Annotated in this window: 22 protein-coding genes; 13 read left to right on the top strand and 9 right to left on the bottom strand. The window is 41.7% G+C overall.

Annotated features, from left to right (window positions below):
* Positions 1 to 246 (bottom strand): helix-turn-helix domain-containing protein (locus tag ACE1B6_RS25710; protein ID WP_413260134.1); only part of this gene is annotated, 246 nt, incomplete at its 3' end.
* A 336-nt stretch (positions 247 to 582) separates the two neighbouring features.
* On the opposite strand from ACE1B6_RS25710, the gene ACE1B6_RS25705 reads away from it, so the two are divergent.
* The 6 genes from ACE1B6_RS25705 to proB all read left to right on the top strand — a co-directional run bounded on the left by ACE1B6_RS25705 (position 583) and on the right by proB (position 6,221).
* On the top strand, positions 583 to 1,869 hold the full coding sequence (locus ACE1B6_RS25705; RefSeq protein ID WP_413260133.1) for a GNAT family N-acetyltransferase: 1,287 nt from the start codon (positions 583 to 585) through the stop codon (positions 1,867 to 1,869).
* A gap of 115 nt (positions 1,870 to 1,984) precedes the next feature.
* Positions 1,985 to 2,503, top strand: a complete 519-nt coding sequence (gene ruvX / locus ACE1B6_RS25700) for a Holliday junction resolvase RuvX (protein WP_413260132.1) — start codon at positions 1,985 to 1,987, stop codon at positions 2,501 to 2,503.
* Entirely contained in the window at positions 2,496 to 3,071 is a 576-nt protein-coding gene (locus ACE1B6_RS25695) for a DUF3727 domain-containing protein (protein ID WP_413260131.1), read from the top strand. The genes ruvX and ACE1B6_RS25695 overlap by 8 nt, the downstream gene beginning before the upstream one ends.
* A gap of 134 nt (positions 3,072 to 3,205) precedes the next feature.
* Positions 3,206 to 4,312 carry an endolytic transglycosylase MltG gene (gene mltG / locus ACE1B6_RS25690; RefSeq protein ID WP_413260130.1) on the top strand — a complete coding sequence of 369 codons (1,107 nt, stop codon included), beginning with the start codon at positions 3,206 to 3,208 and terminating at the stop codon, positions 4,310 to 4,312.
* Between the two features lie 114 nt (positions 4,313 to 4,426).
* Positions 4,427 to 4,960 carry a YqeG family HAD IIIA-type phosphatase gene (locus tag ACE1B6_RS25685; protein WP_413260129.1) on the top strand — a complete coding sequence of 178 codons (534 nt, stop codon included), beginning with the start codon at positions 4,427 to 4,429 and terminating at the stop codon, positions 4,958 to 4,960.
* 148 nt (positions 4,961 to 5,108) lie between these two features.
* Positions 5,109 to 6,221 (top strand): glutamate 5-kinase, encoded by a 1,113-nt coding sequence (gene proB, locus ACE1B6_RS25680; RefSeq protein ID WP_413260128.1) that lies wholly within the window; start codon positions 5,109 to 5,111, stop codon positions 6,219 to 6,221.
* Positions 6,222 to 6,857: 636 nt separating this feature from the next.
* Here proB and ACE1B6_RS25675 read toward each other — a convergent pair.
* From ACE1B6_RS25675 to ACE1B6_RS25665, 3 genes are all read right to left on the bottom strand, one after another.
* Positions 6,858 to 7,925 (bottom strand): LOG family protein, encoded by a 1,068-nt coding sequence (locus ACE1B6_RS25675; protein ID WP_413260127.1) that lies wholly within the window; start codon positions 7,923 to 7,925, stop codon positions 6,858 to 6,860.
* Positions 7,926 to 8,261: 336 nt separating this feature from the next.
* Positions 8,262 to 8,585: a thioredoxin gene (gene trxA, locus ACE1B6_RS25670; protein WP_413260126.1), complete on the bottom strand. Its 324-nt coding sequence runs from the start codon at positions 8,583 to 8,585 to the stop codon at positions 8,262 to 8,264.
* Between the two features lie 305 nt (positions 8,586 to 8,890).
* Positions 8,891 to 10,054: a GuaB3 family IMP dehydrogenase-related protein gene (locus ACE1B6_RS25665; protein ID WP_413260125.1), complete on the bottom strand. Its 1,164-nt coding sequence runs from the start codon at positions 10,052 to 10,054 to the stop codon at positions 8,891 to 8,893.
* Positions 10,055 to 10,332: 278 nt separating this feature from the next.
* Here ACE1B6_RS25665 and ACE1B6_RS25660 point away from each other — a divergent pair, with 278 nt between their 5' ends.
* A complete protein-coding gene (locus ACE1B6_RS25660; protein ID WP_413260124.1) occupies positions 10,333 to 11,994 on the top strand; it encodes an FAD-dependent oxidoreductase in 1,662 nt (553 codons plus the stop codon).
* Between the two features lie 48 nt (positions 11,995 to 12,042).
* On the opposite strand, the gene ACE1B6_RS25655 is transcribed toward ACE1B6_RS25660, so the two are convergent.
* Genes ACE1B6_RS25655 through fraC form a run of 3 tightly spaced genes read right to left on the bottom strand, consistent with a single transcriptional unit; the run spans position 12,043 to position 14,500 of the window.
* On the bottom strand, positions 12,043 to 12,822 hold the full coding sequence (locus tag ACE1B6_RS25655; RefSeq protein WP_413260140.1) for an ABC transporter permease: 780 nt from the start codon (positions 12,820 to 12,822) through the stop codon (positions 12,043 to 12,045).
* A gap of 32 nt (positions 12,823 to 12,854) precedes the next feature.
* A complete protein-coding gene (locus tag ACE1B6_RS25650; RefSeq protein ID WP_413260123.1) occupies positions 12,855 to 13,913 on the bottom strand; it encodes a DUF5357 family protein in 1,059 nt (352 codons plus the stop codon).
* Between the two features lie 20 nt (positions 13,914 to 13,933).
* The gene (gene fraC / locus ACE1B6_RS25645) at positions 13,934 to 14,500 is read right to left on the bottom strand and encodes a filament integrity protein FraC (protein WP_413260122.1); all 567 of its coding nucleotides are present in this window, start codon (positions 14,498 to 14,500) and stop codon (positions 13,934 to 13,936) included.
* Between the two features lie 104 nt (positions 14,501 to 14,604).
* Between fraC and ACE1B6_RS25640 the strand changes: the two genes are divergently transcribed.
* Positions 14,605 to 15,738 carry a cob(I)yrinic acid a,c-diamide adenosyltransferase gene (locus ACE1B6_RS25640; RefSeq protein WP_413260121.1) on the top strand — a complete coding sequence of 378 codons (1,134 nt, stop codon included), beginning with the start codon at positions 14,605 to 14,607 and terminating at the stop codon, positions 15,736 to 15,738.
* Positions 15,739 to 15,847: 109 nt separating this feature from the next.
* Here the strand turns inward: ACE1B6_RS25640 and ACE1B6_RS25635 are convergent, their stop codons facing one another.
* Positions 15,848 to 16,666, bottom strand: a complete 819-nt coding sequence (locus ACE1B6_RS25635) for a DUF4114 domain-containing protein (protein ID WP_413260120.1) — start codon at positions 16,664 to 16,666, stop codon at positions 15,848 to 15,850.
* A gap of 392 nt (positions 16,667 to 17,058) precedes the next feature.
* On the opposite strand from ACE1B6_RS25635, the gene ACE1B6_RS25630 reads away from it, so the two are divergent.
* From ACE1B6_RS25630 to ACE1B6_RS25610, 5 genes are all read left to right on the top strand, one after another.
* Positions 17,059 to 17,970 (top strand): ATP adenylyltransferase family protein, encoded by a 912-nt coding sequence (locus tag ACE1B6_RS25630; protein WP_413260119.1) that lies wholly within the window; start codon positions 17,059 to 17,061, stop codon positions 17,968 to 17,970.
* A gap of 178 nt (positions 17,971 to 18,148) precedes the next feature.
* A complete protein-coding gene (locus tag ACE1B6_RS25625; protein ID WP_413260118.1) occupies positions 18,149 to 18,424 on the top strand; it encodes a hypothetical protein in 276 nt (91 codons plus the stop codon).
* A gap of 838 nt (positions 18,425 to 19,262) precedes the next feature.
* The gene (locus ACE1B6_RS25620) at positions 19,263 to 19,745 is read left to right on the top strand and encodes an Hsp20/alpha crystallin family protein (protein ID WP_413260117.1); all 483 of its coding nucleotides are present in this window, start codon (positions 19,263 to 19,265) and stop codon (positions 19,743 to 19,745) included.
* 437 nt (positions 19,746 to 20,182) lie between these two features.
* The gene (locus ACE1B6_RS25615; RefSeq protein WP_413260116.1) at positions 20,183 to 20,821 is read left to right on the top strand and encodes a hypothetical protein; all 639 of its coding nucleotides are present in this window, start codon (positions 20,183 to 20,185) and stop codon (positions 20,819 to 20,821) included.
* Positions 20,822 to 20,835: 14 nt separating this feature from the next.
* The gene (locus tag ACE1B6_RS25610; RefSeq protein ID WP_413260115.1) at positions 20,836 to 21,642 is read left to right on the top strand and encodes a pentapeptide repeat-containing protein; all 807 of its coding nucleotides are present in this window, start codon (positions 20,836 to 20,838) and stop codon (positions 21,640 to 21,642) included.
* A gap of 54 nt (positions 21,643 to 21,696) precedes the next feature.
* Here ACE1B6_RS25610 and ACE1B6_RS25605 read toward each other — a convergent pair whose 3' ends face one another.
* Positions 21,697 to 22,371 carry an SH3 domain-containing protein gene (locus ACE1B6_RS25605; protein WP_413260114.1) on the bottom strand — a complete coding sequence of 225 codons (675 nt, stop codon included), beginning with the start codon at positions 22,369 to 22,371 and terminating at the stop codon, positions 21,697 to 21,699.
* Positions 22,372 to 22,433: the final 62 nt, after the last annotated feature.

Below are 22,433 nucleotides of genomic sequence, written 5' to 3'. Positions count from 1 at the left end.
GTAATTCCAAACGAATCGACAGCAACCAAAATTTTGTGCTAAAGCTGTTTGTTGCTCTTTGTTTGGATATAATCTTACCTTTAAACCTATCAACATTTCTCTGTTAATCCGGGAATTAGTAACAGTATAACCTGGGAAAATAAATGTCAAGGTCAAATTATATCGATTCGCTATGCTCAATCTGAGGTTTTGGTCACAATTCATCTCCCGGTAAGCTGCGCTGTACCGGGAGTCTTCTTGCGACATTGAGATAAATCAAGTAATTGCACCATAAAGCTAAGAAGTAAAAATACTTAATCAATCTCGATATTTAACTCAATAAAACCCACCCTCGTCGAGTGCTACACTGAAACTGTTAATGCCCACCAGACTTGAAAACCAACAGCAGAGGAAACTGGAAAGCCAGTCATTTAGCTTAACCCAGATCCCCAGTCCCCTAACTAAAAAACCCGTTTTCAAGGGCGGAGTTTTGTAGGTGGAAAATCAATCAACCCCTTTCCTAGCTGGAATAGAATCTAGCTTGAACAAGCAAGAATCTACAGCAATAATCTTACCCAAGGCAAACGAACAGCCTGAGTGAATATGACCCCATTCCCACCCCAGGAACCAAAAGTTACGATCCGTCCCCTACAACGCCGGGACTTAGAAGCGATCGGCACAATTGCACAAGCTAACGCCAATGAAAAAACGCTCCTGCAATCGGTAGAGGCAAATCACCTCTACAACAGCTTGAATGAGACAAAACAACACCTGGAACGACTCAACCAACGCTACGGACTATGGAAGTTTTTGAGCCTGTTTCCTAACCCGTTCCGGTACGAACTGTGTGCTTATGTTGCTCAGGAAGAACAACAAGTTAGGGGCATGATTCAAGTTAAACCATTTAATCGTACCCGGAGCACATGGCGAGTAGAAAGGGTATTCGTCGATCGCCAAACCCGCAGCCTAGCAGTTGGTTCCCTCCTACTCCGCCACTGCTTTGAAACCATCTGGGAAGCACGCACCTGGTTGTTAGAAGTCAACATTAACGACAAAAACAGTCTCGCCCTGTATCGGCAAAATGGATTTCAACCCTTAGCTCAGTTAACCGCTTGGGAAATCTCACCATCATTATTAGCCGAACTCCAAGAAAGAGAACCAGATTTACCTAACTTGCTTCCAGTAAGTAACGCCGACGCGCAACTGCTCTATCAATTAGATACAGCAGCAATGCCACCATTAGTGCGGCAAGTGTTCGATCGCCACGTCCAAGACTTTAAAACAGGTTTTTTCAGCGCCCTAATCGAAGGAATACGCCAATGGTTCAGCCAAACCGAAGTAGTCAGCGGTTACGTATTTGAACCACAGCGGAAAGCAGCGATCGGTTACTTCCAACTGCAACTCAGTCGCACCGGAAAAGAACCCCACAAAGCCGAAATGACAGTACACCCAGCTTACACCTGGCTGTATCCCGAACTGCTCTCCCAAATGGCACGCATCGCCCAAGACTTCCCCGCCCAACCCCTACAAGTAACCTCAGCTGACTACCAACCAGAACGCGAAGAATTTTTAGAACAAATCGGCGCACAAAGAATCGCCCATACTTTATTAATGTCTCGTTCCGTTTGGCACAAACTCCGCGAATCCAAATTTGCCCTGGAAGGACTGCAACTCTCAGAAATGTTGCAAGGCTTACAACGCTCTCGCCAACCAGTACCCGGAAGAATGTCTTGGTTAAAATCTCATCGCCAACTAGCTACCCCAGAATCAAGCCCTTCCCACTCCTCAGCCGGAGAAATGGCTACTAACTACGACAACACCGAAGGAGAGCAGGGAAGCAGGGGAGCAGGGGAACAGGGGAGTAGAGGAGATGGGGAAATGGGGAGATAGGGAGATGGGGAGATGGGGAAGTTCTTTAACTTAAAACTCAAAACTTTCTTCTGCCTTCTGCCTTCTGCTTTCTGCCTTGGAGCCTTGAAAAAGCCTTCTGTTCTCATTTAAAACTATGACCGAAAACCAAAACCTCCCCCCAGCCCCCCAGCCCCCCAGCCCACCTGCCCCCCTGCCGCAAATTTCTGCACTGGGGCTGGATATTGGGCGCAAGCGGGTTGGGGTGGCAGGGTGCGATCGCACAGGTTTAATCGCCACCGGATTAACTACCATTGAGCGCAAATCCTTTACCAACGACTTGGCACAACTTCAAGAACTAATAGCAGAACGAGAAGTCGAAATCTTAGTTGTTGGATTACCTTACTCAATGGACGGCACATTGGGCTACCAAGCCAAACAAGTGCAAAAAATCGCCCGTAGTTATGCTAAAGCCTTAAATTTGCCATTAGAGTACGTAGACGAGCGATTAACCTCATTTCAAGCCGAAGAACTGCTGAAAGCCGAGAATCGATCGCCCTCCAGAAATAAAAATTTAATAGATCGCAAAGCAGCAGCAATAATTCTGCAACAATGGTTGGACGAACGTCGAAAACGACAACAACACGCCCCTGCTTTGGAGCCTAACCATGTCTGAAAATAGAGAAAACGGATATTCTCAAGAAGAAGATATCGTCAGCTTGATCGATCAAGAAGGACGGGAACTAGCTTGCTACGTAGAGGAATATATTGAGCTAGATGAGGAAGAATATCTGGTGTTGCTACCAGTGGATGCCTCAGTCGATATTTTTATCGGCGATCCAGAATCGGAGGAATTATCAGTAGTTCAAGATGAAACAACTGTTGAAAAAATTTTCCCGATCGCTCAAGCTGTCCTAGCAGAGAAAAATCTCAAGCTCAAACGCACCCCCTTTGTCCTTACCGTAGAAGGCGAACTACCCCCCGTTGACGAAGAAAACCTTCTCACATTGGAAATTCAAGACGAAGACGCTAACCCAATGCAACCTCCTGTAGAACCAGAGGAACTGCAATTACTAGCTAGCTTCTACGATGAAGAACAAGAATACAGCATCTACACTCCTTTAGCTCCTTTAGTTTTCTTTGGTCGTTTTAACGAAGATGGCAAAGTAGAGTTACTCGCTGATGAAGAATTTGAGCGAGTTCAACCTCTGCTAGAAGACCAATTGTTTAACCAAATGGAATAAAACTTTAGGTGATTAGTCAATAAGTCATTTATGATTTGGTTCGTATCCTCACAGGGGCTTGCCCCCGAAATTAGTAAATAAGTGGCTAAATACTAATCACCAATGTTGTTTTTCAAATTGGATACTAATCCCAGATGAGCACTGTGCAACGCTTCTCTAAAACTTTCTTCTATCTGGCACTATTCCCCGCTGTGCTGGTGTTCTGTGCTTGGCAAGGTTGGTCTTGGTGGAGTTGGGCAACATCACCACCTGTACCTCAGTTATCTCCTAGTGAAGCACTAGACACGGACAAAACACTGCAAATTCGCATTCCTCCAGGTTCTACTAGCAAACAAATAGGTAGTTATTTAGAATCAGCAGGGTTAATTCGTTCTAGTAATGCTTGGGATCTTTGGGCACGTTGGTTAAATAGCCAAAATCAAGGTGTGTTTAAAGCCGGGACTTATCAGCTTTCTCCCACTCAGTCTTTAAAAGAAATTGCCGCACAAATTAGTCAGGGTAGTGTGGTACAAATTAGCTTTACGATCCCGGAAGGTCGAAATCTCAAGCAAATGGCTGCTTACTTTGAATCTCAAGGCTTTTTCACTGCTCAAGAATTTCTCGCCGCTAGTAAACAAATTCCTCGCGATCGATTTCCTTGGCTACCCAGCAATTTACCTCATCTGGAAGGCTTTTTGTACCCGGACACTTACCAAATAGCCAGCGGGGGTATCACTCCCCAAGCAATTATCAAAATTATGCTCCAACGCTTTGAGGAAGTAGCCCTGCCAATTTACCAACAAAATCCCCAACAAACTCAGCTGAATCTTCTCCAATGGGTGACTCTTGCCAGTATCGTAGAAAAAGAGGCGGTAATTCCGGCAGAACGTCGCCGCATTGCAGGTGTGTTTACTCAACGCTTGCAAAAAGGTATGCGGCTGGAAGCCGATCCGACGGTAGAGTATGGATTAAATATCCAACAAACCGCCGATCAACCTCTGACTTTTAAGCAAGTTAGAACACCTTCTCCTTATAATACTTATTTGAATCGTGGTTTACCGCCAACCCCGATCGCTAGTCCAGGCAAAGCTAGTTTACAAGCTACCCTGAATCCAGAAAAAACTGATTATCTGTTTTTTGTGGCTCGTTACGATGGTACTCATGTCTTCAGTCGCACCTTAGCCGAACATCAAGCAGCTGTGGCAGCGATTCGCAAACAACGAGTACAACAAAATCAAGGGGCAACTACTAAACCAAATTAGTTGTTAATTTGGTAGTAGGAAAGTGAGGCTGATGAGTTTTGGCTCATGCTAAACTCATGACTCAACACTCTAGGATTAGCCCTCTACTGATGACCAATTACCAAATAAATTCTTATGTCTTGGGGCGCACTGTTACAGCCAGACTTAATTCTAGAAGCAACTATTCTTCGTCTCACACCAGAAATTCTTGAGCATTACCAAATTAAGGGTTTGGTGTTAGATGTAGATGAAACTTTAGTACCTGTAAAAGCTGCTCATGCTTCTGAGGAATTACTACATTGGGTCGCAGAAATTCGTCAAGTAGCGCAACTTTGGTTAGTGAGTAACAACTTAAGTGAATCCAGAATTGCTAGAATTGCTCAAGCTTTAAATTTGCCCTACATTTTTGGCGCTAGCAAGCCTTCTCGCCGCAAACTCCGTAGGGCTGTTAGTCAAATGAATTTGCCGATCGAACAAGTGGCAATGGTGGGCGATCGCTTATTTACCGATGTCCTCGCAGGTAATCGTTTGGGAATGTTCACTATTTTAGTCGAACCGATCGTCCCTACCGGAGAAGCAATTCAATCTTACCCAATTCACACTCTCGAAGTCTGGCTGTCCCAAATTCTCGGCGCAACTATCCCAGCTAGAAAACGGCATATTAAATGAGGCAGAGGGGCAGAGGGGCAGAGGGGCAGAGGGGCAGAGGGGCAGAGGGGCAGAGGGGCAGAGGGGCAGAGGGGCAGAGGGGCAGAGGGGAAAAAATATGTTTATTCACTAATAGCCTAAAATCTAAAATCTAAAATTGCTTGATTTTATGAATCAAACTATAGTTGTTAAAATTGGCACTTCTAGCTTAACTAATCCCACTACTGGTAACTTAGCTCTCTCTACAATTGCTGGTTTAGTTGAAGTTCTTAGCCGTCTCCGGGCTGCGGGAAATAATGTAGTTTTAGTATCATCAGGGGCAGTAGGTGTGGGTTGTGCTCGCTTGGGGTTACAGGAACGCCCGCGAAATATAGCGGTGAAACAAGCTGTAGCCGCTGTAGGACAAGGTAGATTAATGCGAGTTTATGACGATCTATTTACTTCTCTGCAACAGCCGATCGCTCAAGTATTACTCACTCGCAGCGATCTAGTCCAACGCAGTCGCTATGTCAATGCTCACAACACTTTTCAAGCTTTATTAAAACTGGGTGTAATCCCGATCGTCAATGAAAATGATACTGTCGCCATTGAAGAGTTAAAATTTGGCGATAATGACACTCTCTCCGCCAGAGTTGCTAGTTTATTAGAGGCAGATTGGCTATTTTTACTCACAGATGTCGATCGACTTTATTCCGCAGATCCTCGCAGTAACCCCGATGCCCAACCGATTACTTTAGTCACTCGCATCGATCAATTAGCAGAATTAGAAGTGCAAACAGGCGATCGTGGTTCTCAATGGGGTACTGGTGGCATGATCACGAAAATTGCCGCCGCCCGGATCGCTACTGCTGCTGGCGTTTGCACTGTAATTACAGAAGGCAGAAACCCTGGAAACATTGAAAAAATCTTAGCCGGAGAACCATTAGGCACTCGCTTTGAACCACAACCGCAACACAGCAACGCTCGGAAACGTTGGATTGCTCACGGTTTAGTTCCGGCTGGGAAAATTTACTTGGATCGGGGGGCGGTAAGTGCGATCGCCCAAGCCGGAAAATCTCTCTTAGCTGCCGGAATTACCCAAGTAGAAGGCGAATTTCACACCTCTGATGCCGTCCAACTGTGCGACGCTTCCGGTCAAGAAATAGCCAGAGGAATTGTCAACTATAGTAGTAGTGAACTCAAAAAAATTCAAGGCCGTCAATCAGCCGAAATCAAGATAATTTTAGGCTATGCAGGTGCAGAAACCGTAGTTCACCGAGATAACTTGGTACTCAGCAGATGAACTAAATTTCTGGAGTACCAAACAATTTTTAATTATAATGACGACCCTCAGATTCGCACTTTCTAGTCCAGCAGCGTTCTAATAATTCAATTCTGTATAAGTGCCAGAATTTATAAGGATTTAATACTAATTTAGTTTTAGAACTAAACAACGGCTGGTTGAGAAAACGCCAGACGGGAAATTTAATTTTAGGTGGATGGTTAGACATAGCAGTTAGAACCAAAGAATTCAAGTAGTGATAGCTTGCGGACACTCTAAATTTTTTGCGTCACTTCTGAGCTTGTTATTATTACTGTCGCAAACATCTCAATCACTTGTCTTGGTGAAGATTGCTGAACATGAGGAAGAAATTTTGCATAAGTTATGTAATTTCCCGTAAATACTACTCTGTTAGTGTTACCTAATTTTCTCTATTACGGAATTCTGAACCTAGAGGGAGATTGTATCACAACCTGCAAATTACTGAAAGATTTTTGCAAATATAATTAATAGTTTCGCAATGAAAATTTAAATATTACCTGAAACATTTAAGTAAGCACTGATTTCCCGGTAACGAGGGAAAGGGAAAAGAAATTGTAAAATACTGGATGTATAAGCAATCCCAATCCCCAATCCCCAGTCCCCGATCGCCTGTGATTACTTCCGTTCGGGATGTTCCGACTCTGGAGAAGTAGGATTCATGCGATTAATAACCGCAATCATCTGATAAAGTCTTCCCAAATCCCGTTGATTAAAATACATTGCCAGACGAGGTAAATCAAAGGTTTCGTCGCCTGTCTCTTGGGGGAAAGCGGGAGTTTTTTCAATTCGTCCTTTTACCAGAATGTCTGAGAAATTCTCATTTAACCATTCCACATCCGAATTCTGGAGTTCGGACTTCAGGCGAATTACAAATTGTTCCCCAACGTAACGACTAGAATGATAAACCCGATAGAAACTGGTAATTGCTTCACAAGCTACATCTAAATCGTCGGTAATTGTGTAGACGCTGCGATCTTCTGGATTAACTAATCCACGTTTGACTAGATGCTTTTCCACATAAGCATCCCAGTCTGTCCAGTAATCACCACCTGGGCGATCGATCAAAACTAATGGCACCGGGCCATATCTCCCAGTTTGGCAAAGAGTCAGACACTCAAAAGCTTCATCTTGAGTGCCAAAACCGCCCGGAAAAACCCCGATCGCATCACTTTCACGTAACAAAAACAGCTTGCGCGTGAAAAAATACTTAAAGTGAATTAACTTGGGATCTCCATCGATAAACTGATTTGCTGACTGTTCAAAAGGCAGCTGAATATTTAAACCAAAGGAATTGTCTTTCCCAGCGCCTTCATTTCCCGCCTGCATAATTCCACCGCCGCCACCAGTCATGAGCATGAATCCTAACTCAGTGACCCGACGACCAAAGTCCACAGCCATTTGGTATTCTGGAGTATCTGATGCCAAACGAGCCGAACCAAAAAAGGTAACTTTGCGAATATGTCGGTAGGGATAAAAGGTTTGGAAGCCTCGCTCCATATCTAATAAAGAAGCAGTTAAGATCTTCCAATCCAGGCGATCGGTCTCACTAGCACCCATTCGTAATAAGGTAGCCAATGATTGCTCAATCCATTTCTTATACTTATGCGTGGGTAGTCGCTCGATTAACTCTGCCAACTCTTTTGGCAAAGATTCATTTGTATTGAACGAGGATGTAAAGGTCATAATTTATTCCGCTCTGGCGGGTACTATATTGTAGCGAGTTTCCCGTGCCGAAAGTAACTTTTGGTCACGAGAAATCTGCACAACTTCACCCCAGATAATGTTAAAAGCGTCTTAAATCTTAGCGATCGAAGACGCTAATCAAACCAGCGGGAAACGAAGCGGCTTTCCCAGTCTCCTAATTCAAGTACTATTCAGCTTATTTGGAGCTTTTTACACCTAACTAGTCCAACACAGCAGAAAAATATAAACCATTCAAGATCCTTGAACAGTTTATTCTCTAGACTTTCGGAAATTTCACCCAGAGAACTTAAAATCCTGCGGCAGATTGCTAGAGGTTTAGAGATATTTTTCCAAAGTATTGGCTAAAGTAGTCTTCGGAACCGCACCAACTACCATATCCACTCGCTCACCACCTTTAAAAATCATGAGCGTCGGAATACTACGAATCCCATACTTACTAGCAGTATTAGGATTCTCATCAGTATTCACCTTAACGACTTTCACTTGCCCCTCGAACTGCACGGCGATTTCATCAACCACGGGTGCGACCATACGGCAAGGTCCACACCAAGGAGCCCAAAAGTCAACTAAAACCGGAACATCACTATTAATTACTTCTGTTTCAAAAGAAGAGTCTGTAACTTGTAAGGCTGCTGACATGCCCTAAATTCCTTACCTAATATTGTCTGATTTCCTTCGGCATTCTACCACACCGAAAAGCTATAGTTCTCTCATCCACAGGTAGATAAACTCTGAGTGGCTAGGAAAATCAAAACTTCCTGAATGTAAAAAATTACTACTGCAAAAAAGGAACCGCCCGAACATTAGTCCGGGCGGAGTGTGGTGTGAGGAGTGAACGGAAACATGCGTCTCCGCTTTCTCTATTGTAGGTCACAGAATCAGTTTTAGGGTGGGTTAGCAAGGGAGACCGAAAAATTTCCTCACTTTAATTTTCCTGAGCAAAACTACTTACCCATCCCCAATTGTTGAGCTTTTTGATATACCTTACCCTCGGTTAACAAAGAGGGAGCAATTACCACCTCAACTTGCTGCATTTCTTTCATGTTTTTCGCTCCTAAAGTACCCATACTGGTCTGTAAGGCTCCTAATAGGTTGTGAGTCCCATCATCAAGAGCAGCTGGCCCACGCAGAATTTGTTTTAAAGTACCTGTAGAACCGACGCGAATTCGAGTCCCACGAGGTAAAACCGGGCTAGGAGTAGCCATACCCCAGTGATAACCACGTCCAGGAGCTTCTTTAGCCCTCGCAAAAGGAGAACCAATCATCACCCCATCCGCGCCGCAAGCAATACACTTACAAATATCACCGCCAGTAATTAAACCACCATCAGCAATCACTGGCACATAATTGCCCGTTTCCCGAAAATAATCATCTCTAGCAGCAGCACAGTCAGCTACAGCAGTTGCTTGGGGTACACCAACACCTAACACCCCTCTAGAAGTACAGGCAGCACCAGGGCCAATCCCTACTAATATTGCAGCTGCGCCCGCTGTCATTAAATTGTGGGCAACGTTGTAAGTGACGCAATTCCCTAAAATTACCGGAATTGGCATCTCTTGGCAGAACTGCGCTAAATCTAAAGGTGTGACTGACTCTGGGGATAGGTGAGCAGTTGAAACTACCGTAGCTTGAACAAAAAATAAATCTGCTCCCGCTTTGGCAACTACTGAACTATATTTGCTCGCTCCCGCAGGAGTGGCGCTAACTGCCGCAATACCACCTTTTTGTTTAATTTCTTGGATGCGTCGCTCAATTAGCTCTGGTTTAATTGGTGTGGCATAAAGTTCCTGCATCAGAGGGACAAACTCTTCTTTACCCACTGATGCAATTCGATCTAAAATTGGCTCTGGATTTTCATAGCGAGTTTGGATTCCCTCTAGGTTAAGAACACCCAAAGCTCCCAACTGCGATAATTCTACTGCCATGCGTACATCAACTACACCATCCATCGCACTGGCAATGATGGGAATTTCTCGTTCAATGCCGCCGATTTGCCAGCGAGTGTCTGCCAAACTGGGGTCTAAAGTTCTAGGCCCTGGCACTAGTGCGATTTCATCAATACCGTATGCTCGGCGAGCAGCTTTACCTCGCCCAATTTGAATGTCCACGCTCGTACTCGTTCCCAAGATGTTATTTAAGCTAGGTTATCAAATTTTTGGGCAGGGGGGCAGGGGAGCAGGGGGGGGCAGGGGGGCAGGGGGGCAGGGGGGCAGGGGGGCAGGGGAGCAGGGGGGCAGGGGGGCAGGGGGAATTTTACTTGGGACCTTCTGCTTTGTGCCTTTTTCCTTTCCAGTTTGAATACTAAAAAATAAGTGAAGAAAGATATAACGAATTCAATTATGGGAGATCATTTTGCCAAAATGACGAAAATATAGGAGTAAAAATCATGAGTAATGACAAAAAAAGATTGTTAATTGTGGGTGGGGTTGCTGGGGGGGCTTCTTGTGCTGCTAGGGCGCGTCGTCTTTCGGAGAGTGCAGAAATAATTATTTTTGAACGGGGGCCTTTTGTTTCTTTTGCTAATTGTGGATTGCCTTATTATGTGGGTGATGTGATTACTGATGAGAAAAAATTATTAATTGCTAATGCTGGCTTATTTCAAGAACGATTTAATATTGATGTGCGGTTGGAAAATGAAGTTTTATCGATTAACCGGGAAACTTCCCAAGTTGAGGTGAAAAATCGCCAAACTGGAGAGGTTTATCAAGAATATTATGATGCTTTAGTATTAGCTCCGGGTGCGTCACCTATTCGTCCTCATCTTCCGGGAATTGATTTGCCGGGAATTTTTGCGTTAAGAACTATTCCTGATAGTCGTCGGATTCGGGAATGGATTGATGAACATCAGGTTAAAAAAGCGGTGGTGGTTGGTGGTGGTTTTATTGGTTTGGAAATGACCGAAAATTTGGTACATCGGGGAATTTCTGTGACTTTGTTGGAGGCGCAATCTCAAGTGATGTTACCTTTTGATGCGGAAATGACGACTCCGATTAATAATTCTCTGGTTTCTCATGGGGTAATTTTGCGTTTGGGTGATAGTGTGGTTGGTTTTGAATCGCATTCTGAGGGGGGTATTGCGGTTAAAACTAAGTCTGGAGAGGTTCATCAAGCAGATTTAGTAATTTTGGGTATTGGGGTGCGTCCAGAGTCTACTTTGGCTAAGGATGCTGGGTTGGAATTGGGAAGTAAAGGTGGGATTAAAGTTGATGAAAAGATGCAGACTAGTGACCCAAAAATTTGGGCGGTGGGAGATGTGGTTGAAGTGCAAGATTTTGTGACTAAGGAATGGTTGTTAATTCCTTTGGCGGGGCCGGCAAATCGTCAGGGTAGAGTGGCTGCGGATGTGATTTTTGGGAGAGATAGTTCTTTTCGGGGGGTGCAAGGAACTTCGGTTTGTGGAATTTTTGGTTTGACGGTTGCTTGTACTGGGGTGAATGAAAAGAGTTTGCAAAGGTTGGGTTGGGAGTATGGCAAGGTTTATTTACATCCTGGTCATCATGTTGGTTATTATCCTAATGCGAAACCGATCGATATTAAACTACTTTTCTCTCCTGAAGATGGGCGAATTTTTGGGGCGCAAGCTGTGGGGGAAGTAGGTGTAGAAAAGCGGATTGATGTGATGGCAATGGCGTTACAAAATGGGGCGACGGTGTTTGATTTGGAAGAGGCGGAACTTTGTTATGCGCCACAGTTTGGGGCGGCGAAAGACCCGGTGAATATGGCGGGGATGATTGCGGCGAATGCGCTGCGAGGTGATGCGCCTTTGGCACATTGGCAAGAGTTAAATGAGTTGGATGGTTTGTTGTTAGATGTGCGTGAGGTGGGTGAGTTTGAGGCGGGTCATGTGGAGGGGGCGAAAAATATTCCTTTGTCTGTGTTGCGCGATCGCATGAGTGAAATTCCCTCTGACCAAACTATTTTGGTATATTGTCAGGTGGGACAACGTGGTTATTATGCGACTCGTGCTTTGCGTTTAAATGGGTTTGATGCGAGTAATCTTAGTGGGGGGTTTAAGACTTATCAGGCGGTGAAAAATTCTGGTGACTAAATAAATAAAGATCCCCGACTTTTTGAAGAAGTCGGGGATCTTTATTTATTAAAATTGTCGTCTAGAGAAGATTAGGGTGGCGATCGCTAATAGCACTACTATATAAACTAATCCATAAAGAAAGTTGAGAAATAAAGCTTGGCTATCAGGTAGTAAAGTTAAACCGTAAACTGCTTGATTTTTTAAATCTAACCGTGACAAATCAGGCAATACTAAATATATTCCCCTTGTAATTGTTTCTAGTGTTGGGTTTTTTGCTAATTGACCTAATTTAACGATGTCTGGGCTGAGATGTCCCATTAAATAAACGGCTAAAGTTAATAAAGTTGCTAGTAAAGAACTAGTAAATACGCCTAAAAGAATGGCTACCGCAGTGATTAAAGATAATTCTAACCACAGGAAAAAAATTGATGTCAGAATGCTTACGAAGGAAAAGTTGACTTTACTCACTAACAGCACTAGGAAATAAATTGCTGACATTAAAATCAACAATACAGCTAAAATTGCTGATAAACCGATATGTTTCCCAATAATAAATTCTGCCGAACTAACTGGTTTAGAAATTAATACTAGAACTGTGCGTTTTTCAATTTCTTTATTGACTAAACCTGTGCCGATAAAAATAGCTACAATTAAACCAATAATTCCGATTGCTGCTAAACCAAGATCTAAGAGAATTTTGTCTTGTGTGCCAGCAGCAACTTGGGGTAAAAATCCGGCACTTCCGATTATTAAAATTGCAAAGATTCCTACTAAGTAGAGTACGCGATCGCGAATTACTTCCCGGAATACATGAGAAGCAATTACCAAGATTCTACCAAGAGTCATATCGAATTTAGTTGGTTGGTGTTCTTCAATGTTCATAACCTTGGGGAACTTTTAACCCGATTTTGTCCGATAATTTGTTTACTTACAGATTGGCATTCAAGATTAGCAATTTTTACAGGTTTTGCTGTAACTTTTCTCTCTGGAGTTGTTGCTACCCTAGTATTATTACCTCTCCTGACTCGCCTCAAGTTAGTGTTAGCTGGGGTAGGTTGTCGAGTTTCTGAGTTAACTTGACAGACCTGTTTTAGCAAATAACCTTGAGGATCGTAACTAGGTCCTTGCCATTCTGCTATCATCACCAAATTATATCCTGTTTTTTGAGTATTAACTTCTGTACTAAATTTCCAAAACTTATTCTCTGGAATTCCAGAAATTTCTTTTTTTGCTTCCTTTAGCAGTTTTTCTATTTCATTAGTATTATTTAACCAAGTTTCTGCTACCTGCCAAGGTTTACCATCTATTTGACTTTTTAGTTGTCTTTCCATAAAATTTAAAACTTTCTCCCCTTCGGTAATAGGACGGGAAAAAGGTTGAATTTTCACAATGAAATCACTCTGGGTAAAATTATCAGCTAATAGACTAGGATATTGCTGTACCCAATCTTGAATAATCAAACTAAGATTTATCCAGCAACTAACAATTAAGTGGATAAAAACCCAAATTAATAGTTGAAAACGTTGCTGATTTTTGAGATTTTTAAGTTTCTTGTCTGCTGCTAAAAAACTGGGCCAAGCGGCGATAATTGCTGATAACGGGGGCATTAATAACCAAATCAAAGGAGCAATATTTTGCCATAAACTCGCGACGAATAAACAAATTAAACCTACCAACATCCAAGTGCTTAGAGAAACCCCTACAGTAATTAGGGGATTTTTCAATGTAAAAAAAGCAAAAATAGCTACTACTACAAAATATATCAAAATTGAGAATAGGTTGAATCTTAAATCTTCAGCGAGCAGCCCAATAGAAAAGGCAATTATCCAAAATAAAATCCCCAAGCCGATGATTATTTTCCAGCCTAATTTGCCAAAGGATTTAATAAAAATAATTAGGGCGGAAATTTTTTCAATAATTTGAATAATCTTATTCATTTGTCCGTAATTTGATGAGTTTAAGTTGCTGCTAAAATCAAAGCGGAAATGAGAATATTGCTGCTAAAGTTAGCCCAAAATGCAGCTTTAAACTTTACCTTATTTAAGGTACTTTCTCTGTCTTTTTGGTAACGACTCTTTTTATTTTCGGTTTCTTCGGTTTCTTTGCTACTTACTAAATGTTTAATTTCTGCATCTTGTTCGACTAGGAAGTTGAGTAAGAAATCTAAGCCAATTAGTTCTACAGTTAAGTCAAGCGCCATGATAAAGATCCTAATTCCTAAAAAGTAAAAGCTGTTTTGTAAAAAGGAGAAGTTGTTTGGGGAGACGAAGCGATCGAAAAATATATAGCGAATTAGTTGAGTCTGTAAAAATCCGGGGGTAAGTGCTTCAATTACGAAAAAGCATAACCAACCGATAAATGTTGATAACAGATTTAGGATTGCTGAATATGCTGTGGCGGTTTTGCGACTAATATTTAAGAGTCTTTGCAAAACTACACTTTCTATCGCAATTGATATGAGCAGGAGTAAGGTTTGAAAAACTACTGCTCGTAAAGGCAAGACTACCCATAAATCTTCTATCATTATGATGATACTGAAAAAGATAATAGTTGATCGAAAAACTGATGACTCAGGACTATTAACGATATATTAAGTATTTGCGACAATTGCGATGAGAATCAACCACAATGACGAGAGTAGGAATCGGTATTCGCACAGCGCAGATGCGTGCGGAACGAATTACAGGACAAATTCATGTTTACGACGGTGCGGGAAAAGGCAAGTCTAGAGCAGCTTTAGGGGTAGTTTTGCGTTCTATTGGCTTAGGAATTAATTCTGGGGCGCAAAATCGGGTGTTGCTGCTGCGGTTTTTGAAAGGACCCGGACGGCAGTATGATGAAGACGGAGCTATAGCGGCTTTACAGCAAGGTTTTCCTCATTTGATCGATCAAGTGCGGACGGGGAGGGCGGAGTATTTTGCTAAAGAGGAGATTACTCGCTTTGACAAAATGGAAGCCCAACGGGGATGGGATGTTGCTAAGGGCGCGATCGCATCTGGTTTATATTCTGTCATTGTTTTGGATGAACTGAATCCAGTGCTTGATTTAGGTTTGCTTCCAGTAGAGGAAGTAATCAATACTTTAAAGAATAAACCAGAAGAAGTGGAAATTATTGCTACTGGGAGAGCGGCACCTGAAGCATTACTGGATATTGCTGACTTACATTCGGAAATGAAACCTCACGATCACCCGATTTCTCAGGAAAAAGGGATCGAGGGAATTGAAATTTATACAGGTGCGGGTAAGGGAAAATCTACTAGTGCGTTAGGTAAAGCATTACAAGCTATCGGGAGAGGTATTAGTCAAGATAAGTCTCACCGAGTATTAATTATGCAATGGCTTAAAGGTGGCAGCGGTTATACTGAGGATGCGGCGATCGCTGCTTTACAACAAAGTTATCCTTCTTTGGTAGATCATCATCGTTGTGGTGGCGATGCGATCGTCTGGCGAGGACAACAGCGGGAAATAGATTATGTGGAAGCAGAAAGAGGGTGGGAAATTGCCCGCAGTGCGATCGCATCAGGACTTTATAAAACGATCATTCTCGACGAACTTAATCCCACCGTTGATTTAGAATTATTGCCTCAAGAGCCGATCGTACAAGCATTACTCAGAAAACCCCGTGATACAGAAGTTATTATCACAGGTCGCTGCTTAAATCCTCCGGCATATTTCGATCTCGCTAGCGTTCACTCGGAAATGATTTGCCATAAACATTATGCCGATCGAGGCGTGGAACTCAAGCGAGGAGTAGACTTTTAGCGCAGGGGTGCAGGGGTGCAGGGGTGCAGGGGTGCAGGGGTGCAGGGGTGCAGGGGTGCAGGGGTGCAGTTTTGAGTTAAAGATTCCCCTTGTCCCCAGTCTCCAGTCCCTATCTTTCAATGTCTAACTTTTTCCTTTGACCCTTCAGTATCCAAGCAAAACTGCCCAAACCAAAAGCTAACAAACTGGTAGCTATACCTGGTTCAGGAATGGAAGCGACATCATCTTTTTTGGGTGTAATTGACTCCACTAAAACTACCAAATCTTGGAAATCGCTATCAGAATTACCAGAGCTACCTCGCAGTAAATCTTCAAAAGCAATAATAAATTCGTTACTTGTAAATCTTCCAGGCGATCTACCTGCAATTTGCAGTTCGGTTTGATTGTTGCCTTGGTAAACTACTGCTTGTTGAAAACCATTTGGATTGAGACTATTTTGAGTATAAAATGTGCCTTCTGGAGTATCTAAATAGAAACCGAAAATATTACCAAAACCTGTGTATTTTTTGATGATAGGATCTGGCTCATTTCCGGGAGCAAAACCAATGGTAGAAACAGTAACATCACCGTTACCCAAGAAGTTTACAGTCGTACCATCGGAAACATCATTAATTCCAGCAAATAATTCTGCTTTGATGCCGCTTGGATTGTAAATGCCAAACTTGTTAAGAGAAGCATTGCCAGCTATCTCAAACATGAAAGTAGCGACAGAACCGCTACTAGCAGTATTCGTAAACAGATTAAAACCTGTTTGATCGTTTACTGTATCAATTTTTGGGCCGCTTACTGTCAGTTCATCCAAAAGATTTTGTAAGGATAAACCATCAGAAGAAGTTCCAAAAGAAACTGCTGTTGCGACTTCACCAGAAGCGAATACTGCACCCAAGGCTAGTATTCCCACTGTAGTAGATGTGAAAAACCTGTTCATAAGTTCCTCTGCTTGTTTAAGCATGGTTTGTCAGCTGAAAACTTTGGATCTCTACCAAATTTCGGGGAGAGCAAATTGAACATATATAGATTCAAAAAACAACCGTCTTGTTTCGGATTTCCTAAACCGGGATTTTACTTAATTGTTGCCAGTCGCACATAATCTAAAGTCGGCTTGCTTCGGTGTATATACGTAGTTTTAGCACAGTCTTCCCAGTTTGGAGTTAAGCTATCCGTGTAATTAACAGCTTCCTAGTGGTGCAACTTTACGATTTCTTTAAAAAACTCTACTATTTTAATCCAGTTTTGTAAAGATTAGATAAAGTTAAGATATTTGTCTGGGAGTTTAATGTAACTTATCACACATAAGATTACTGGAGTAAATTTTTCACTATGGCGGAAGCAAAGCCAAAGCAGGAATCAAGTATTTTGTGGAGACGTTTGGTAGAACAAACTGAATATGCTCTCAAGTGCGGCGCGTTACAAAGTATTCCCACTAATTATGAGTTTGTGGAACAAGGGGGAGTTCGTTTTTTGGTACGAATTTTAACTAATTTGGTACGGAAAGATGCCGCTAAATCTTCTGAGAAAAAGGATAAAAATTTTAATCCTTTTTTACCTTACGAGGAAGATTTATTTGTGGCGGATATTTCCCAGACTCATGTATGTTTGCTGAATAAGTTTAATGTGGTGGAGCATCATTTATTAATAGTTACCCGTGATTTCGTGGAACAGGAAAGCTGGCTAGATTTGGCAGATTTTCAGGCGATGTGGTTAGTTTTAGCAGAAATTGATGGGTTGGCTTTTTATAATTCTGGAAGAGTTGCGGGAGCTAGTCAACGACACAAGCATTTGCAGTTAGTTGCTTTGCCTTTGGTTGATGATGAGATAGATTTTCCGATCGCACCTCTCCTAAAAACTGCTAAATTCGAGGCAGGTGTAGGAATCATCCCTGATTTACCTTTTGTTCATGCCATAGCTAAGTTCGATCCCTCTGGGATTAACTCGCCCGATCTGGCTGCGGAAATGACGCTAAAATGCTATTTGAATTTACAGAAAGCTGTAGGTTTATTAAATGATGTGGAAGAAATTTCCGATCGCCCAAACGGTGCGTACAATTTATTAGCAACTAGAGAATGGATGATGATTGTACCGCGATCGCAAGAGTTTTTTCAAGGTATTTCCATTAATTCTTTAGGCTTTGCTGGCGCTTTATTAGTGAAAAATCAAGAACAAAAACAACTGCTTGTAGAAACTGGCCCTTTAAACATTTTAACCGCAGTCGCTAAGCCAAGAAATTTCTGAAGGTAGAAGGGGGAGGTAGGGAGGTAGGAGGAGTTTTAGATACAGTTTTTCCTCAATCTCCCCATTTCCCCATTTCCCCATCGGTGATATTCGTTACGGAATTTAGTTAGGATGCGTTGCAATATTTAACTTGTTTAAACAATTATTCTCTGTTGTAACTTTAAAGCTTAGGAGTGCCATGTTTAAAGGTAAAATGTACTGCTTCCGAGCCGAGTGGAAGAGTTCCAAAAACTTCGATCGGCAAAACCTTCCTGCTTGGTTGTGTTTGGATGCTGACTGGCAAGGGTTTAAAATTTCTACAATTCCAGAAGTGGCAGATGTAGCAGAGATTTTGGGACTTTTGCAAGTCAATGATAGTGCAGATGAATGGATTTCTCACTTAGAAAGTTTGGGTTTAAAAGGTGTTACCCAAGTTTGCTGTGAGGAAATGTTTGAGGATAAAGGATATTATTAAATTTTATCTCCTGAATTGTCCTTTGCGATCGCACCCAAACGAAATATTAATGATCTTTTTATACTCTGCCACTCATTTGGTTTTCGCTCCATACTACGTAGGCGATCGCTAAACTCATTGGCCCAAAAATCATTAAAATGGTCAGCATGATTCACTCAACTTAATAATAGTTTTTTCCGTTGAAGTGGCTTAGTATAAGTTTAACTTCACTAGCCTTGACTAGCTGTATGCTAGGCAACATTTCACTTAAGTTTTGGGTGGAGATCGATTAGAAACTTTTAATCTGAATTGATCGAATCAAAAATGGATCTGAGCAGAGTCGAACTGCTGTCTAAATTGGTTATTTATACCAAATCCGGGTCAGCTATCCCCTTTATGATTGGGCGATTGAAATACGTGCTACGCACACGCTACGCGAACGCTACTACACAAACAAAGTCCGCCTACGCGGACTAAAGAATAGCGGGGGTATTTAAACCGGATTTGGTATTACTTACCGATCGTTCACAGGCTTAGCCAATCTCATCCTCTTGGCAGGAACCATCACTTATCCCAGGTGGTAGGATACACTGCTTTCGCCAATTTGTCGAAACCGTTGCAGACCCGATAATCATTGTGTATCTTATCAAAAAATTTGGCAGTGGGGAAGACCCTACTGAATTCGGTATGGTTTTTACACCAAGGTTTCTCAACATAGTAACTGGGGAAAATGTGGAGACTGCTACCATTATTTTTCGGTTCTCACCATAAACAAAAATTATTAGCTGAGGCATCATAAAAATGTGAATCAAAACGCTAAATAAACAAGCAACAGTTAAGTAAAAAAGGAGACGCAGTTATGGCTATTATTAGATGGAGTCCTTTTAGTGAAGTTGAAACTCTCCGCCGCCAATTAGATAGAATGTTTGACGACTTTGCTGGAATCACCACTACAGAAAACGCTATTTGGAAACCAGCAGTTGAGTTGCAAGATAACGGCGATAACTTAACACTAAAAGCTGAAATTCCCGGAGTAGAAGCCAAAGATTTAGACATCAGCGTTTTGCGCGATGCAGTCGTTCTTCGTGGTGAACATCGCTACGAAAATAAAACCGAAAACAAAGGTTTCTTCCGTTCTGAATTCCGCTATGGCAAATTTGAAAGAGTTGTTGGTTTGCCTGTAGCTGTCCAGAATGATCGAGTTGAAGCTCATTTCGCCAATGGTATTCTTACTCTGACTTTGCCAAAGGTAGAAGAAGCAAAAAACCGCGTGTTCAAAGTGAATTTGGGTGGCAACGAAGAGACAACCAATACTGAAACAAATACTACTGAAAGCAAGTAATAAGTTGTTTCCATTTGGTAAATTATTGACTCAATAAGTAATTAATAACATCTCTGTAATCCTCCGCGTCGGATTACAGAGGTTTTCTTTGTTATGTAGGGTGCGTATAGCCCTACTTCTGCATCAATTGTATGGTCACAACGCACAGGAATACCCACACCACCGCGAAGATTTACGGACTCTGCTATTTTGTCAATTGTTCCTGGTAAATTATCAGTTGTGGCTTGGTTTTTGGTACTGCGTCCGGTAAGATAAATAGTTTGTATGGTTAGTTGGTTTGCGATCGCTCTTTTTCCCTCCCCATTCTATTCTCACTAAAAAACTTTCCCAAAACCGATTAATCGATGAAATTTTCTGGCAAACTTAGATCTGGTTAACTTTATTCCTGGTTGGTAAAACCAAAAATCTGTTGATTATTTGAGGTTAAGAGGAAAACTTTGGGTATAGAACTACGCAGTTACGTATATTTAGATCGATTGCAACCACAACACGCCGCATATATTGGAACAGTGGCGCTAGGATTTTTACCATTACCAGGAGACGCATCACTTTGGATTGAAATTTCACCCGGAATTGAAATTAATCGGATTACTGATGTTGCTTTAAAATCCGCTTCAGTACGTCCGGGAGTACAAGTAGTAGAAAGACTTTATGGACTTTTAGAAATCCATTCTAGCAAACAAGGTGAAACCAAAGCAGCGGGAAGAGCGATTTTAGACATTTTAGGAGTAAAACGCGAAGAAGGTTTAAAACCGCGAGTAGTTTCCAGTCAAATTATCCGCAACATTGACGCACATCAAACCCAATTAATTAACCGGACTCGAAGAGGACAATTACTATTAGCAGGACAAACCCTTTATGTGTTAGAAGTTGAACCCGCAGCTTATGCAGCATTAGCAGCAAACGAAGCCGAAAAATCCGCTGCAATTAATATTTTAGAAATTAACGCAGTCGGTAGTTTTGGACGCTTATATTTAGGTGGAGCAGAACAGGATATTTTAGCCGCAGCTGATGGAGCATTAACAGCAATTGAAAATGTTAGAGGTCGAGAAAATCCTAGTGCGCGGAAAGAATAAAGGAGCATTTAAACATGGCAAATATAGAACATTTGAATTTAATTAAAGCCAACAAATTGAAATGGATTGAGTGGCGAAAAGACAACCCCCAAATTGAACCAGATCTCAGCGATGCTTTACTTTCTGGATTGAACTTATTAGATGCTGATTTACAATCAGTTAACCTTAATAAAGCAGACCTAAGTAATAGTTTACTGCCAGCAGTTAACCTCAGCAACGCTAATTTAAGCAGTGCTAATCTCCACTCAGCTTTACTAGTTAAAGCAAATTTGAATCAGGCAAATCTCAGTTTAGCAAATCTCAGTGCAGCTAACCTGAAAGAAGCAGATTTAATTGATGCTAATTTAATCGGTGCTAACTTGAGCAAAGCTAATTTTAAAAGTGCCGATTTAAGTAATACTAACTTAATTGGAGCAGATTTAAGTGAGGCAAATTTAAAAGCAGTTGATTTAAGCGGTGCAAAACTGATCAGAGCTAATCTCAGATATGCAAATTTGAGAACGGCTAATTTAATTAATTCTGACTTCAGCAAAGCTAGTCTTTATGAAGCAGAATTAATTGATGCTTACCTCTACAAAGCTAATTTTCAGGAAGCAAACTTAAATCAAGCTCACTTAATTGGTGCTTACCTTTTTCGCGCAAATATGAGTTTTTGTGAACTGAACAATGTTGATTTAAGATGGACTAATTTGAGCAAAGTTAACTTTACTGGTGCTAATTTGCGAGGCGCAAATTTAAGAGGTGCTAACCTTGAGAAAGCAATTCTAATTGGGGCTAATCTTGAAGGTGCAATTATGCCAGATGGTTCAGTTCATCAATAAGTTTTTTAAGATTTAAAACCACAGATGAAACACAGATAAACACAGATGGGTTTGTTAATCTTTTTGGACAATTAGATGAGTTGGTTTGTAGGTGCGAATAAAATTAGTGACTATTTCTCGTTCTTCAATTGTTGGAGTTCCTAAACATCCAGCGGTTCCAGTTTGAGAATTGTTTTTGAATGTTGAAGGATCGAAATGAACTCCAAAACCGCCTCTTTCAGTGGGAAAAGTAGGAGTAACTGGCGACCAAACTCCGCCGAATTCTCCAGATTTAGCCTCCACAATTCCGGGGTTATCAAAAGTATAAATCCCAAAAGGTATGGGAGTTTGAGATCCGGGGATTGGCGAAGGAGTTTGTTTGCCAATTCTCCCAGAAACAGTTCTTACTCTGTCAATTATTTTACCAGTATCATCAATCAATTCAGTTCGGTAAACTTTCAAACCTCCCGCAATTATCACATCAGTTTGAGTAGCAATAATTTTCGCTCCTCTGATTGAATAAAAGTTTTCATTACTATCAGTATCATCTTGAGGAATTTGCGAAAGATACTCAGAAGCTACCCAACGATTAACACCAATTGCTACCCAGTTTCTTCCCCCAGCGGCTACAGATTCGCCAGTAATTTCTACCTCTGTCCCATTGATGAGGCTGTCAATAATTTCTCCATTTGGAGTAGAGCGAACGTTTAAACGATCTCCTTGAGTTCTGACAACAGCATTGTAGTTCATGAATAATTACTCTCTGTCTTACAAACGATAACGACTTTTCTGATTTTTACAGATTTTTTTAA

Source organism: Floridaenema fluviatile BLCC-F154, assembly GCF_041929135.1.
In the GTDB taxonomy this organism is placed as follows: domain Bacteria; phylum Cyanobacteriota; class Cyanobacteriia; order Cyanobacteriales; family Aerosakkonemataceae; genus Floridanema; species Floridanema fluviatile.
The sequence above is the reverse complement of the archived record's forward strand: the minus strand, read 5'-3'. Positions and strand labels throughout refer to the sequence as shown.

Bases quoted from the DNA above. Each gene is read 5' to 3' on its own strand.
- ACE1B6_RS25705 (WP_413260133.1), top strand. From the start codon at position 583: ATGACCCCATTCCCACCCCAGGAACCAAAAGTTACGATCCGTCCCCTA.
- ruvX (WP_413260132.1), top strand. From the start codon at position 1,985: ATGACCGAAAACCAAAACCTCCCCCCAGCCCCCCAGCCCCCCAGCCCA.
- ACE1B6_RS25695 (WP_413260131.1), top strand. From the start codon at position 2,496: ATGTCTGAAAATAGAGAAAACGGATATTCTCAAGAAGAAGATATCGTC.
- mltG (WP_413260130.1), top strand. From the start codon at position 3,206: ATGAGCACTGTGCAACGCTTCTCTAAAACTTTCTTCTATCTGGCACTA.
- ACE1B6_RS25685 (WP_413260129.1), top strand. From the start codon at position 4,427: ATGTCTTGGGGCGCACTGTTACAGCCAGACTTAATTCTAGAAGCAACT.
- proB (WP_413260128.1), top strand. From the start codon at position 5,109: ATGAATCAAACTATAGTTGTTAAAATTGGCACTTCTAGCTTAACTAAT.
- ACE1B6_RS25675 (WP_413260127.1), bottom strand. From the start codon at position 7,925: ATGACCTTTACATCCTCGTTCAATACAAATGAATCTTTGCCAAAAGAG.
- trxA (WP_413260126.1), bottom strand. From the start codon at position 8,585: ATGTCAGCAGCCTTACAAGTTACAGACTCTTCTTTTGAAACAGAAGTA.
- ACE1B6_RS25660 (WP_413260124.1), top strand. From the start codon at position 10,333: ATGAGTAATGACAAAAAAAGATTGTTAATTGTGGGTGGGGTTGCTGGG.
- ACE1B6_RS25655 (WP_413260140.1), bottom strand. From the start codon at position 12,822: ATGACTCTTGGTAGAATCTTGGTAATTGCTTCTCATGTATTCCGGGAA.
- ACE1B6_RS25650 (WP_413260123.1), bottom strand. From the start codon at position 13,913: ATGAATAAGATTATTCAAATTATTGAAAAAATTTCCGCCCTAATTATT.
- fraC (WP_413260122.1), bottom strand. From the start codon at position 14,500: ATGATAGAAGATTTATGGGTAGTCTTGCCTTTACGAGCAGTAGTTTTT.
- ACE1B6_RS25640 (WP_413260121.1), top strand. From the start codon at position 14,605: ATGACGAGAGTAGGAATCGGTATTCGCACAGCGCAGATGCGTGCGGAA.
- ACE1B6_RS25635 (WP_413260120.1), bottom strand. From the start codon at position 16,666: ATGAACAGGTTTTTCACATCTACTACAGTGGGAATACTAGCCTTGGGT.
- ACE1B6_RS25630 (WP_413260119.1), top strand. From the start codon at position 17,059: ATGGCGGAAGCAAAGCCAAAGCAGGAATCAAGTATTTTGTGGAGACGT.
- ACE1B6_RS25625 (WP_413260118.1), top strand. From the start codon at position 18,149: ATGTTTAAAGGTAAAATGTACTGCTTCCGAGCCGAGTGGAAGAGTTCC.
- ACE1B6_RS25620 (WP_413260117.1), top strand. From the start codon at position 19,263: ATGGCTATTATTAGATGGAGTCCTTTTAGTGAAGTTGAAACTCTCCGC.
- ACE1B6_RS25610 (WP_413260115.1), top strand. From the start codon at position 20,836: ATGGCAAATATAGAACATTTGAATTTAATTAAAGCCAACAAATTGAAA.
- ACE1B6_RS25605 (WP_413260114.1), bottom strand. From the start codon at position 22,371: ATGAACTACAATGCTGTTGTCAGAACTCAAGGAGATCGTTTAAACGTT.